Genomic DNA, 12,305 nt, shown 5'->3' on the forward strand with positions numbered 1-12,305 from the left:
TCACATACGCCACAGGCGCAACACGGCGCCGACGTGGCCGACCGGACGGTCAGACCAGCGCGCGCCCCAGCAGGTACACGGCGGGCGCGGCGACCGTGAGCGGCAGGGCGACGCCGGCCGTCATGTGGACGAACCGCGACGGGTAGTCGTACGCGGCCACCCGCAGGCCGATCACCGCGCACACCCCGGCGGCCAGGCCCAGCACGGCGGCCTGCGCGCCCAGCCCGGCCGGCTGGCCGGCCGCGAGCCCCGCGCCGGCGCCCGCCGCCAGGGCCGCCACCAGGGAGACGGCACCGGGCAGCGGCAGGGCGCGGACGACCGCCGCGGCGGCGACGGCGAGGGCGCCGACGACGACCGCGTCGGGCTCGGCGGCCAGGAAGCCGGCGGCCACGACGGCGAGCGCCGAGGAGACGACCGTCGCCATCAGCCCGTACATCCGCTCCTCCGCCGCCGCGTGGCTGCGCAGCTGGAGGACGAGGACGAGGAGGACCCAGACGCCGAGGGTGCCGAGGAGCGCGGCGGGCGCGTGCTCCCGGCCGGTGGCGAGCAGCGCGGCGTCCGCGACGGCGCCGCCGAGGAAGGCCAGCGCGATGCCCTGGCGGGCGGGCCACATGCCGTTGAGCCGGAACCAGCCGGCGGCGGTGACCGCCTGGAGCAGCACCAGCGGGACCAGCAGCACGTACGTGCCGAGGGCGGCGCCCCCGGCGAGGAGGACGCCGAGCAGCGCGGTGAGCCCGGCGGGCTGGACGCCCGGGTCGATGATCGGCGACCGGCCCTCGGCGCGGGCGCGCTGGGCGTCGGTGATCCGGGCGTTGCCGAGGGTGGTGGGCGCGCCGTACCCGGGCTCGCCGGCGGGCGCGGGGGTGGCGGGCGCGGTGGTCGGGGCGGGCGCCGGCGCCGGGCCGGGCGCGGTGGCGACCGGGGCCTCGGGCTGCCCCGCGTGGGATCCGTGGCCGTGGCCGGGGACCACCTGACCGTACGACGGTGCCTGACCGTGGCCGGGGACCGCGTGGCCGTACGACGGTGCCTGACCGTGGCCGGGGACCGCCTGACCGTACGACGGCGCGGCCGCCTGGCCGTACGACGGCGCCGGGTCGTGGCCGGCCACCGGCGGCAGGTACGCCGTCGGGGCGTCGTACCCGGTCGGGTGCCCCGACGCGGCCTGCGGCGGCGCCGGGTGGCCGCCCGGGCCCTGCGGCGGGAGGTACGTCGTGTCGTCCGGCATCCGGGGAGGCTGCGGCTGCTGCGGCCGGACGGCCGGCTGGTAGTGGGTGTCCCACGTCTGGCCCTGCCAGGTCTGCGCGACCTCCGCGTCCGCGGCGCCCGCGCCGGCGGGGAACGGCGCCGCGGGGGGCTGCTCCCCGTACGGCCGGCCCGCGTACGGCGACGGGTCGCGCGGGGCGCGCGGGTCGTACGGGTACTGCTGATCGCTGCTCATGCTGTGCGGCTCACCCTCCTGCGAACGGCGGAAGCACCTCTACCGTGCCGCCCTCCGCCAGCCGTACCGTCTCATGCCCGCGTGTCCCCACGGGGTCTCCGTCCACCAGGAACGAGCACCTCCGCAGCACCCGGACCAGCTCCCCCGGATGCCGGTCGCGGGCGGCGGCCAGCGCCTCCGCGAGCGTCTCCGCGGCGTACGGCTCCTCGGCGGTGCCGGCGGCGGCCTTGGCCGCGGCCCAGTAGCGGATGGTTCCCGCTGCCATGGGAGGGCTCCTTTCGTCAGGCTTCCATGATGGGCCACGCCCGGGGCGCCGGGGACGGGCCCGGCCCCTCCGGTGCCGTCAGCCAGCGGGCGATCCGCGTGAGCAGCTCCTCCCCGGCGGCGTTCTCGGCGTGCCCCATGCCGGGCTCCAGCCACAGCTCGGCGTGCCCGCCCGACGCGGCGGCCAGCGCCCGCGGGTGGTCCACCGGGAAGTACGGGTCCCGGTCCCCGTGCACGACCAGCAGCGGCGTCGGCGCGATCAGCGGCACCGCCTCCACCGGGGACAGGGGCACCGGGTCCCAGTCGCGGTCGTGGATGCGGGTGCCGAACCCGTACCGGCCCACCACCCGCCCGGCGGGGCGGGTGATCAGCCAGTGCACGCGCCGCATCGGGGCGGTGCCCCGGTAGTACCAGCGGGCCGGCGCGCTCACGGCGGCCACCGCGTCCGTGCGTGCCTCCGTGCGCCCTTCGTGCCCCTCCCCGTACAGCGCGGCGTGCCGGAGCACCACCGAGCCGCCCATGGAGAAGCCGACCGTCACCACCCGCGCGTGGCCGCGCTCCCGCGCCCAGGCCACCGCCGCCGCCAGGTCGAGCACCTCCCGGTCGCCGACCGTGGAGCGCCCGCCGGAGCGGCCGTGACCCCGGAACGAGAAGGTCACCACCGCCGCGTGCCGGGCCAGGACGGCCGCGGCCCGCCGGAGCGCCGGGCGGTCCACCGACCCGGTGAAGCCGTGCGCGACGACCACCGCCGTGTCGGCCGGACCGGCGGTGCAGGGGTCGTAGCGGGCCTCCAGGCGCACTCCGTCAGGAGACCGCAAAGACATACGCAAGGTTTCGTCCAGAGGGCCGCGCGTGAGCGAGGAGACATCCACACTGTGAAATGGCTCCTCTGTCCCGGATCTCATGTGGGCTATTGTGGCTGGCAGAGGATCCGGGCAAGGCAGCCCCCGGGTCCTTTTGTGTTTTCCCGCCGTTGTTACGGGCGGGTGAACGAAGGCTCTCAAGGGCTCGGGGCCGCCGCAGGAACACCGAAGGAAGCAGTGCCGCAACGTCCTCGCACGGACCGAGGAGGAACCGACGTTATGGGCGAGCTGACCGTGCACGACCGGACGACGACCAGCAGGACGACGACCCAGGCGGGTGGGACACGATGAGTTCTCTGCTGCTGCTGACGAACGCCCTGCAGCCGTCGACCGAGGTGCTCCCGGCCCTCGGGCTGCTGCTGCACCACGTGCGGGTGGCCCCCGCCGAGGGCCCCGCCCTCGTCGACACCCCCGGCGCCGACGTGATCCTCGTCGACGGCCGCCGCGACCTGCCGCAGGTGCGGTCGCTGTGCCAGCTGCTCCGCTCGACGGGCCCCGGCTGCCCGCTGCTCCTGGTGGTCACCGAGGGCGGCCTCGCGGCCGTCACGGCCGACTGGGGCATCGACGACGTGCTGCTCGACACGGCGGGTCCGGCGGAGGTCGAGGCGCGGCTGCGGCTCGCGACGGGCCGCCGGCAGATCACCGCCGACGACTCCCCGATGGAGATCCGCAACGGCGACCTGTCGGTCGACGAGGCGACGTACAGCGCGAAGCTGAAGGGCCGGGTCCTGGACCTCACCTTCAAGGAGTTCGAGCTGCTCAAGTACCTCGCGCAGCACCCCGGCCGGGTCTTCACCCGGGCGCAGCTCCTCCAGGAGGTGTGGGGGTACGACTACTTCGGCGGCACCCGCACGGTCGACGTCCACGTGCGGCGGCTGCGCGCCAAGCTGGGCCCGGAGCACGAGTCGCTGATCGGCACCGTGCGCAACGTCGGCTACCGGTTCGTGGCGCCCGAGAAGGTGGAGCGCGCCGCGGAGGAGGCGCGGACGGGCGCACGCGCGGAGCCCGCGGCCAAGGAGGCGACGCCGGAGGTCCTCCGGATGGAGCACGGGAAAGAACCGCAGGAAGCGGCCGTACGACCTGCCCGGAGGTAGGTCACCCCGCGTAGACTGCCGCGCGTGGCCAAGGTGACGCGGGACGACGTGGCACGACTGGCGGGGACTTCCACCGCGGTCGTGAGCTACGTCATCAACAACGGACCCCGGCCGGTCGCCCCGGCCACGCGCGAGCGTGTCCTCGCCGCCATCAAGGAGCTGGGCTACCGGCCCGACCGGGTGGCCCAGGCGATGGCGTCGCGGCGGACGGACCTCATAGGCATGATCGTCCCGGACGCGCGGCAGCCGTTCTTCGCCGAGATGGCGCACGCCGTGGAAAGGGCCGCCGCCGACCGCGGGAAAATGGTCCTGGTCGGCAATTCGGACTACCGCGACGAGCGCGAGATCCACTACCTGCGCGCGTTCCTCGGAATGCGGGTCGCCGGCCTGATCCTGGTCAGCCAGGGCATGAGCGAGCGCGCCGCGCAGGAGATCGAGGCGTGGGACGCGCGCGTGGTGCTGCTCCACGAGCGCCCCGAGGCCCTGGACGACGTGGCGGTCGTGACGGACGACATCGGCGGCGCGCAGCTGGCCACCCGCCACCTGCTGGAGCACGGCCACGCGTACGTGGCGTGCCTGGGCGGGATCGAGTCGACGCCGTCCGTCGGCGACCCGGTGGCCGACCACGTCGAGGGCTGGCGCCGCGCCATGCGGGAGGCGGGCCGCTCCGTCGAGGGACGGCTCTACCAGGCCGCGTACGACCGGTACGACGCCTACGAGACCGCGCTGAAGATCCTGTCGGGCCCCGACCGGCCGCCCGCGATCTTCTGCGCCACGGACGACCAGGCGATCGGCGTGCTGCGCGCGGCGCGGGAGCTGCGGCTGGACGTGCCGGGGGACCTGGCGGTGGCCGGGTTCGACGACGTGAAGGAGGCCGGGCTGACGGACCCGCCGCTGACGACGATCTCGTCGGACCGGCCGGCGATGGCCCGCGCGGCGGTGGACCTGGTCCTGGACGACGGGCTGAAGGTCTCCGGGGGGCGCCGGGAGCGCGTGAAGCAGTTCCCGTCGGCGCTGGTGATCCGCCGCAGCTGCGGCTGCGACGGCGCGTAGCCCCCGCGACTGCCGGTCCTCATCCCGGGCACACGAGGTTCTGTCGCCGCTCTCAGGGCGTCCTCAGGAACCTCTCATCCACCGGAGCGACAGTCGTAGACATGACGGACCACGACCGCCGGAGCACCGGCCACCAGGGGAACGACGAACCGCAGCGGTACGCCGGGTTCCACGACCCGGTCCACCCGCCGCCTCCGCACGCGTCCGCGTTCCCGGAGCCCCCGGCGGTCCCGGAGCCCCCGGCGGTCCCGCCCCGTGCCGGCACCCGGCGCCGGCACCGGGCCGGGCGGCCGGTCGGGCTGATCACCGCCGTCGCCCTCGCGGCCGCCGCCGTCGGGGGCGGGGCGGGCGCCCTCGCCCGGGAACTGGCGGGCGGCGACACGGCGGCCGCCCCCTCGGGGGTCGCCGGGACGGCCGTCTCGCGAGCGGGCACCGGCACGGTCGCCGGGGTGGCGCAGGCCGTCTCCCCCAGCATCGTGGAGATCGGGGCCGCCACCGGCTCCGGGCAGTCCACCGGCTCCGGCGTGATCATCACCGCGGACGGCGAGGTCGTCACCAACCACCACGTCATCGCGGACGCCTCCGAGATCGAGGTCCGCCTCGGCGACGGCACCACCCGCACCGCCGACGTGGTCGGCACCGACCCCGGCAAGGACCTGGCGCTGGTCAGGGTCCGCGGCGCCGAGGGCCTCAAGGCCGCCGCGCTCGGGGACTCCGGCACGGTCCGGGTCGGCGACCAGGTCGTCGCGATCGGCTCGCCCGAGGGCCTCACCTCCACCGTGACCAGCGGCATCGTCTCCGCCCTCGACCGGGAGGTGACCGTCTCCCGGGACGGCGGCGGCAGCGGGCGGGCCCAGGACCGGTCGTCCGCGTACGGCAGCGGGTGGTCCGGTGGCGACACCGGCTCCTCGAAGACCACGTACAAGGCGATCCAGACCGACGCCTCCCTCAACCCCGGCAACTCCGGCGGCGCCCTGATCGACATGAAGGGCGAGGTCATCGGCATCAACTCCGCGATGTACGCGCCGAGCGCCGCCACCGGCTCCACCGCCGGCAGCGTCGGCCTCGGCTTCGCCATCCCGGTCGACACCCTCAAGGCCTCCCTGGACACCCTCAGGGGTGACTGACCCGCGTGCGACGCTGATCCGCATGAACACCACCGCCGAGCCCGACCGCATCCTCGTCGTCGACGACGAGCCCGCCGTCCGCGAAGCGCTCCGGCGCAGCCTGGCCTTCGAGGGGTACGGGACGCTGACCGCCGTCGACGGCGTCGACGCGCTGGAGAAGATCGGGGCGTACGCGCCCCACCTCGTCGTCCTCGACGTCCAGATGCCCCGCATGGACGGGCTGACCGCCGCCCGCCGCATCCGGGCGTCCGGCTCGACCGTGCCGATCCTGATGCTCACCGCCCGCGACACGGTCGGCGACCGGGTCACCGGCCTCGACGCGGGCGCCGACGACTACCTGGTGAAGCCGTTCGAGCTGGACGAGCTGTTCGCCCGCATCCGCGCGCTGCTGCGGCGCAGCTCGTACGCGGCGGGCGGCGGCGCCGGGCCGGGCGACCCCGGCGACGTGCTGTCCTTCGGGGACCTGCGGATGAACCTCGCCACCCGCGAGGTGGCGCGCGGCGAGCGGCGGGTGGAGCTGACGCGGACGGAGTTCACGCTGCTGGAGATGTTCCTCGCCCACCCGCGCCAGGTGCTCACCCGCGAGCAGATCCTCAAGGCCGTGTGGGGCTTCGACTTCGAACCGACCTCCAACTCCCTGGACGTGTACGTGATGTACCTGCGCCGCAAGACCGAGGCGGGCGGCGAGCCGCGGCTGGTGCACACCGTGCGCGGGGTGGGGTACGTGCTGCGCGAGGGGGGCGGCGAGTGACACCCGGCCCCGTACGGCGCTTCCGCGCGCTGCCGCTGCGCTCCCGGCTGGCGCTGCTGACGTCGCTGGCGGTCGCCGTGGCGGTGGCGGCGGTGTCGGTGGGGGCCTGGCTGCTCACCCGGGCGCAGCTGCTCGACGAGCTGGACCGGTCGCTGGAGAACACGGCGGCGCCCGAGGAGCAGGTGGTGGACGCGCTGGTGGCCTGCCGGGCCGGGGTGGCGCCGGAGCCGCCCGCCCCGGACCGGCCCGGTTTCGCGTACACGCAGGTGGTCCTGGCGGACGGCGAGCGGTGCCTGGCGCGGTACTCGCGGGCGGTGCGGGTGACGCCGCGGGACGTGGCCGTCGCGGCCGGCGGCGCGCGGGAGGCGCTGCACACCTCGGCGACGGACAGCGGGGAGAGCGTGCGGGTGCACACCGTGCGGGAGACGGTGAGCGTGCCCGGGGTGGCGCCGCGGGTGACCGTCGCCGTGTCGCTGGCGCGTCCGCTGGCCGAGGTCGACGCCGCGCTGAGCCGGCTGGCGCTGCTGCTGACCGCGCTCGCCGGGATAGGCGTCGTCGGCGCGGGCGCGGTGGGGCTGTGGGTGGCGCGGGCCGGGCTGAAGCCGGTCGACCGGCTGACGGACGCGGTGGAGCACGTGGCGCGCACCGAGGACCTGACCGTGCGCATCCCGGTGGAGGGCGAGGACGAGATCGCCCGGCTGTCGCGGTCGTTCAACGCGATGACCGGGGCGCTCGCCTCGTCCCGCGACCGGCAGGCGCAGCTCATCGCGGACGCGGGGCACGAGCTGCGGACGCCGCTGACGTCGCTGCGGACCAACGTCGAGCTGCTGGCCCGGATCGAGGAGACCGGGCGGTCGATCCCGGCGGAGGACCGGCGGGCGCTGATGGCGTCCGTGAAGGCGCAGATGACGGAGCTGGCCGCGCTGATCGGCGACCTCCAGGAGCTGGCCAGGCCGGACGCGGCGGCGGCGGGCCGCCTGGCGGTGGTCGCGCTGCACGACGTGCTCGACCAGGCTCTCGGGCGGGCGCGGCTGCGCGGCCCGGAGCTGCGGTTCACGCGGGAGGTGCGGCCCTGGTTCGTACGGGCGGAGGCCGCGGCGCTGGAGCGGGCGCTGGTCAACGTCCTGGACAACGCGGTGAAGTTCTCCCCGCCGGGCGGCACGGTGGAAGTGCGGCTGGTGGACGGGGTGCTGACGGTGCGGGACCACGGTCCGGGCATCGCGCGGGAGGAGCTGCCGCACGTCTTCGAGCGGTTCTGGCGCTCCCCGTCGGCCCGTTCCCTGCCCGGCTCGGGCCTGGGCCTGTCGATCGTGGCCCGCACGGTGCGGCAGGCCGGCGGCGAGGTGGCGCTGAGCCGGGCGGAGGGCGGCGGCACGCGCGCGGAGATCCGCCTGCCGGGCGCCCCGACGCCGCCGCCGGGGGACGCGGGCGCCGTGGGGTCAGTTGTGCCGCAGGAGTGAGGCGATCAGGCCGGGGCGGGTGTCGGGGAAGTCCATGGGGACGATGCCGAGGCCGCGCCAGGCGGTGGCCCCGGCGCTGTCCAGGAGGGCGTGGACGCGCGGGTTGAGGCGGTCGGCGTTCCAGCGGGGCGGGAGCAGCGCGGCGGTGGAGACGTGGTTGACGTACAGCCTGCCGGGTTGCGCGACGGCCTTGCGGAAGTGCGCCTCGATCTTGGGGTACTTGGCGGTCGGCTCGGCCGTGTAGTCGTCCTGCACGTCGAAGAGCGCGCCGTCGCCCCAGCGGACCCCGGGCAGTCCGGCGTTGTCGGCGAGGAGGACGACCCGGCCGCGGGCCTCGCCGAGGAGGGGCAGTCCGTCGCCGATGCGGAAGAGGGGGCGCCAGCCCTTGGCGTCGAGGTAGCGGTCGAAGACCTGCCGGAAGACGGCGTCGCTCTCCTGCGAGTACTCCTGCTTGACCCGCATGAGGACGGTCTCGGCGGGGTGCGCGGCGAGGAAGTCGCGGCAGGCGGTCAGCACGTCGCCGAACATCTGGTTCTGGTAGTACGCGCCGTGGTGGATGGCGAAGGAGTCGCCGGTGACGCGGCACCGGATGTCGAGGTAGCGGACGCCGCCGGCCAGTTGCTGGGCGACGGTGGTGTTCTGGCAGGCCACCCAGGGGCCGCCCGCGGGGGCGGCGGAGTTGTGCGTGCCGGGGATGGTGAGGGTGCGCAGCGGGGTGGTGTCGGGGTGGGCGCCCATCCAGTCCCCGGGGCCGGCGGCGCGGGCGCGGGCGGGCGGGGCGCCCAGGGCGAGGGCGGCGCCGGTGGCGGTGGCGGCCGTGAGGAAGCCGCGTCGGGTGAGGGCCATGCGCCGGATTATGACGCGTACACACCAACAGAAGAAGACCGCCCGCGGGCCGGCCGGGAAAAGGGGGAGGGGGCGGCGGACCTCCGTGGTCCGCCGCCCCCGTCCGTCCGGCGTGCTACTTGACGACCGTGATGCGGTCCGCCGCGGGCGGCGTCAGCGGGGCGTCCGCCGAGGAGTGCGCGCCCAGGTAGGCGATGAAGACCTCCAGGTCGGACGCGCCGACCCGCTTGTTCGCGCCCTGGCCGAGGGCCGTGAAGCCGTCACCGCCGCCGGAGAGGAACTCGTTCATCGCGACGCGGTACGTCGCGGCCGGGTCCAGCGGCCGGCCGTCCAGCTTCACCGAGGGGACGACGACGCGGGCGGCGCCGGTCTTCGTCATGTCCAGCGTGTACGTGAAGCCCCGCGACACCTGGAGGATCTTCGGCGACGCCTCGTTCGCGCCGCTGACCTGCTGCTGGAGCGCGGTGACGATCTGCGCGCCGGTCAGGTCGACGGTGGTCATCATGTTGGTGAACGGCTGCACGGTGTACGCCTCGCCGTACGTCACGACGCCGTCCGCCGCCTCGCTGCCGGACCTGGCGTGCACCAGGTCGCCGCGGATGCCGCCCGGGTTCATGAAGGCGATCTGCGCGCCGCCCTTGTCGGCCGGGGCGAGGCCCTCCAGCTGCGCGTCGGCGATCAGGTCGCCGAGCGGCTTCTCGTACGCGGTGGAGCCGCGGCCGTCGATGTTGGCCGAGATGTGGCCCACCGGACGGTTGGCGATCGGCGCGGCGAGGGCGTTCCACTTGGTGATCAGGTCGGTCATGTCCCGGGCCGCGCGCTCACGCGTGACCACGTGGTTCGCGGAGGTGACGGCCGTGCGGACGATGTCCTTGGTGGCGCGGTCGTAGGTGAGGGTCGTGTCGGTGTACAGCTTGCCGAACGACGCCGCCGAGGTGACCGTGCGCGGCTTGCCCGCCGGGTCCGGGATGGTGCACGCGTACGCCTGGTGGGTGTGGCCGGTGACCAGGGCGTCGACCTGCGGGCTGAGCTTCCTGGCGATGTCCACGACCGGGCCGGAGACGCCGTCGCCCGGGCCGGGGCTGTCGCAGTCGTAGTTGTACGCCGAGGAGGCCGGCGCGCCGCCCTCGTGGATCAGGGCGACGATGGACTTCACGCCCCGGCGCTCCAGGACCTTCGTGTACTTGTTGATCGTCTCGACCTCGTCGCCGAACTTCAGGCCCTTGATGCCCTCGGCGTTGACGATGCCCGGGGTGCCCTCCAGGGTCACGCCGATGAAGCCGATGCGGACGCCGTCCTTCTGCCAGATGAAGTACGGGTCGAGGACCGGCTCGCCGGTCTTCTCGTTCGTGACGTTCGCGGCCAGGTAGGGGAACTCGGCGCCCTCGTAGGTCGTGCCCTCGGCGCAGCCGTCCGTGGGGTGGCAGCCGCCGTTCTGGATGCGGGCCAGCTCGGCCGCGCCCTCGTCGAACTCGTGGTTGCCGACCGAGCTGACGTCGAGCTTCAGCTTGTTGAGCGCCTCGATCGTCGGCTCGTCGTGGAACAGGCCGGAGATCAGGGGGGAGGCGCCGATCATGTCGCCGGCCGCCGCGGTGATCGAGTACCGGTTGCCCTTGCGGGCGTCGCGCAGGTGCGTGGCCAGGTACTCGACGCCACCGGCCTTGATCTTCTCGGTGGTGCCGTCCTCGTGGCGGTGGACGACCTCGCCGGAGGAGCCGGCCGGGGCCTCCAGGTTGCCGTGCAGGTCGTTGAAGGAGAGCAGCTGCACGTCGACGGTGCGGCCGGTGGTCGCCTTCTTGCCGTACGTCCAGCCGTCCGCGCCGTCCTCCTCGGCCGCGCCGGCCGGGAGGGCCGCCACGAGCGCGCCGAGGGTGGCGACGCCGGCCGCGGCGGCGAGTATCCGCCGCCCCGTGCGCTTCTTGTGCCGTGTAGCTGACATATGTCTGTTTTTCCCCTTTGACACCACATGACCTTACGTGCCGTCAGGTGACGCCGAGGCCATGGCTCCTGGTATGCCGAGCGCAGCCTAAGGTCAACGCGCGTAGCGCAACAGGGGGGAACGGGTTACGACCTGGTTGCCATCGCCCCTCCGGCCCCGGCCCGCGGTCGTAGGCTCGTACCCATGACCACTGACGTTCGCGCAACAGCCCCCGAGGCGGGTCGCCGCATCGAGATCTACGACGAACTCACCCCCGAACAGGCCCGGGGCGTCCTCGACCTGCTCGCCGACGCCGCCCGCACCGACGGCATGCAGGCGGTGTCCGAGCAGGGCAGGCTCCAGCTGAAGGCCTTCCTCGCGGAGCACGGCGGCCCCGTCGGGGACGGCGGGCGGCGCGAAGGCGTGCGGCACCTGCTGCTCTCCGTCTCCGACCGGCTCGTCGGCTACGCCCAGCTGGAGGACACCGACCCGGTCGAGGCCCCGGCCGCCGAGCTGGTCATCGGCCCCGCGCACCGCGGCCGCGGCCACGGGCGGGCGCTCGGCTCGGCCCTGCTCGCGGAGTCGGGGAAGCGGCTGCGGGTGTGGGCGCACGGCGGCAAGTCCGCCGCCCGCCACCTGGCGCAGGTCCTGGGCCTCACCCTCTTCCGGGAGCTGCGGCAGCTGCGCCGGCCCCTGGCGTCCCTCGACGTCCCCGAGCCGGTCCTGCCGGCCGGGATCACGGTCCGCACGTTCGTCCCCGGCCAGGACGACGCCGCGTGGCTCGCCCTCAACGCCGCCGCGTTCGCGCACCACCCCGAGCAGGGCGCCCTGACCCAGCGCGACCTGGACGACCGCAGGAACGAGCCGTGGTTCGACCCGAAGGGCTTCTTCCTCGCCGAACGCGAGTCCGACGGGGCCCTGGTCGGCTTCCACTGGACGAAGGTGCACGCCGAGGAACGGCTCGGCGAGGTGTACGTCCTCGGCATCGCCCCCGACGCGCAGGGCGGCGGGCTCGGCAAGGCGCTCACCGCGATCGGCCTGCGCCACCTGGCCGCGCAGGGCCTGCCGACGGCGATGCTGTACGTGGACGCCGACAACACCGCGGCGCTGCGCGTCTACGAGGGCATGGGCTTCGCCACCCACGAGGTGGACCTCATGTACCGCACGGAGACCTGACCCGCCCCGCTCCCGGCGGCGCGCGCGGCCGCCGGGAGGCCGGGCACGGCCCGTGGAGCCGAAGGGCGCACGAACGCCGAGGGGGCGGTCACCCGCGGGCGCTGGGCGCGGCCGCCCCCTCGGCGCCCGCCCGGAGCACCGCGGGGGCGGACGGGGGACGGGAAGCGCGCGTTCCGGCGCACACCCCGCCCGCACCCCTCCGCATCCGGGATGTCACGTCCCCGTCACCGATCATTCAGACACGCTTGCGAAGCTCGCTCAATGAAGCCCGCCGTGTCCGCCTTCACGGCCCGCTCCGACGCGCCTGACCTGCCT

General features: G+C 75.0%; 11 protein-coding genes. 6 read left to right on the forward strand and 5 right to left on the reverse strand.

Going from position 1 to position 12,305, the window contains the following annotated elements; translation table 11 throughout:
- Positions 1-49 precede the first annotated feature (49 nt).
- Genes IE106_RS12685 through IE106_RS12695 form a run of 3 tightly spaced genes read right to left on the reverse strand, consistent with a single transcriptional unit; the run spans position 50 to position 2,607 of the window.
- Positions 50-1,438 (reverse strand): hypothetical protein, encoded by a 1,389-nt coding sequence (locus tag IE106_RS12685; RefSeq protein ID WP_189533062.1) that lies wholly within the window; start codon positions 1,436-1,438, stop codon positions 50-52.
- Between the two features lie 10 nt (positions 1,439-1,448).
- A complete protein-coding gene (locus IE106_RS12690; protein WP_189533064.1) occupies positions 1,449-1,703 on the reverse strand; it encodes a MoaD/ThiS family protein in 255 nt (84 codons plus the stop codon).
- 16 nt (positions 1,704-1,719) lie between these two features.
- Positions 1,720-2,607, reverse strand: coding sequence for an alpha/beta hydrolase (locus IE106_RS12695; protein WP_189533066.1), 888 nt, complete (start codon positions 2,605-2,607; stop codon positions 1,720-1,722).
- Positions 2,608-2,852: 245 nt separating this feature from the next.
- Between IE106_RS12695 and IE106_RS12700 the strand changes: the two genes are divergently transcribed.
- From IE106_RS12700 to IE106_RS12720, 5 genes are all read left to right on the forward strand, one after another.
- Positions 2,853-3,659 carry a winged helix-turn-helix transcriptional regulator gene (locus IE106_RS12700; protein WP_189533068.1) on the forward strand — a complete coding sequence of 269 codons (807 nt, stop codon included), beginning with the start codon at positions 2,853-2,855 and terminating at the stop codon, positions 3,657-3,659.
- 24 nt (positions 3,660-3,683) lie between these two features.
- The gene (locus tag IE106_RS12705; RefSeq protein ID WP_189533070.1) at positions 3,684-4,712 is read left to right on the forward strand and encodes a LacI family DNA-binding transcriptional regulator; all 1,029 of its coding nucleotides are present in this window, start codon (positions 3,684-3,686) and stop codon (positions 4,710-4,712) included.
- Positions 4,713-4,813: 101 nt separating this feature from the next.
- Positions 4,814-5,839 (forward strand): S1C family serine protease, encoded by a 1,026-nt coding sequence (locus IE106_RS12710; RefSeq protein ID WP_189533072.1) that lies wholly within the window; start codon positions 4,814-4,816, stop codon positions 5,837-5,839.
- A gap of 22 nt (positions 5,840-5,861) precedes the next feature.
- Positions 5,862-6,590, forward strand: coding sequence for a response regulator transcription factor (locus IE106_RS12715; RefSeq protein WP_189533075.1), 729 nt, complete (start codon positions 5,862-5,864; stop codon positions 6,588-6,590).
- Positions 6,587-8,050, forward strand: coding sequence for a sensor histidine kinase (locus tag IE106_RS12720; protein ID WP_189533077.1), 1,464 nt, complete (start codon positions 6,587-6,589; stop codon positions 8,048-8,050). Before IE106_RS12715 ends, IE106_RS12720 begins: the two co-directional genes overlap by 4 nt.
- On the opposite strand, the gene IE106_RS12725 is transcribed toward IE106_RS12720, so the two are convergent.
- Together IE106_RS12725 and IE106_RS12730 are read right to left on the reverse strand one after the other, a co-directional pair.
- The gene (locus IE106_RS12725) at positions 8,030-8,896 is read right to left on the reverse strand and encodes a phosphatidylinositol-specific phospholipase C (protein ID WP_189533079.1); all 867 of its coding nucleotides are present in this window, start codon (positions 8,894-8,896) and stop codon (positions 8,030-8,032) included. The two genes, IE106_RS12720 and IE106_RS12725, sit on opposite strands and share 21 nt — an antisense overlap.
- Before the next feature lie 115 nt (positions 8,897-9,011).
- A complete protein-coding gene (locus IE106_RS12730) occupies positions 9,012-10,835 on the reverse strand; it encodes a bifunctional metallophosphatase/5'-nucleotidase (RefSeq protein WP_189533081.1) in 1,824 nt (607 codons plus the stop codon).
- Positions 10,836-11,018: 183 nt separating this feature from the next.
- Between IE106_RS12730 and mshD the strand changes: the two genes are divergently transcribed.
- On the forward strand, positions 11,019-11,990 hold the full coding sequence (mshD, locus tag IE106_RS12735; protein ID WP_189533083.1) for a mycothiol synthase: 972 nt from the start codon (positions 11,019-11,021) through the stop codon (positions 11,988-11,990).
- The last annotated feature ends 315 nt before the right edge of the window (positions 11,991-12,305 follow it).

This window comes from Streptomyces roseolilacinus, from assembly GCF_014649335.1.
Classification (GTDB): domain Bacteria; phylum Actinomycetota; class Actinomycetes; order Streptomycetales; family Streptomycetaceae; genus Streptomyces; species Streptomyces roseolilacinus.

Bases quoted from the DNA above. Each gene is read 5' to 3' on its own strand.
- mshD (WP_189533083.1), top strand. From the start codon at position 11,019: ATGACCACTGACGTTCGCGCAACAGCCCCCGAGGCGGGTCGCCGCATC.
- IE106_RS12695 (WP_189533066.1), bottom strand. From the start codon at position 2,607: ATGAGATCCGGGACAGAGGAGCCATTTCACAGTGTGGATGTCTCCTCG.
- IE106_RS12690 (WP_189533064.1), bottom strand. From the start codon at position 1,703: ATGGCAGCGGGAACCATCCGCTACTGGGCCGCGGCCAAGGCCGCCGCC.
- IE106_RS12710 (WP_189533072.1), top strand. From the start codon at position 4,814: ATGACGGACCACGACCGCCGGAGCACCGGCCACCAGGGGAACGACGAA.
- IE106_RS12730 (WP_189533081.1), bottom strand. From the start codon at position 10,835: ATGTCAGCTACACGGCACAAGAAGCGCACGGGGCGGCGGATACTCGCC.
- IE106_RS12685 (WP_189533062.1), bottom strand. From the start codon at position 1,438: ATGAGCAGCGATCAGCAGTACCCGTACGACCCGCGCGCCCCGCGCGAC.
- IE106_RS12725 (WP_189533079.1), bottom strand. From the start codon at position 8,896: ATGGCCCTCACCCGACGCGGCTTCCTCACGGCCGCCACCGCCACCGGC.
- IE106_RS12700 (WP_189533068.1), top strand. From the start codon at position 2,853: ATGAGTTCTCTGCTGCTGCTGACGAACGCCCTGCAGCCGTCGACCGAG.
- IE106_RS12715 (WP_189533075.1), top strand. From the start codon at position 5,862: ATGAACACCACCGCCGAGCCCGACCGCATCCTCGTCGTCGACGACGAG.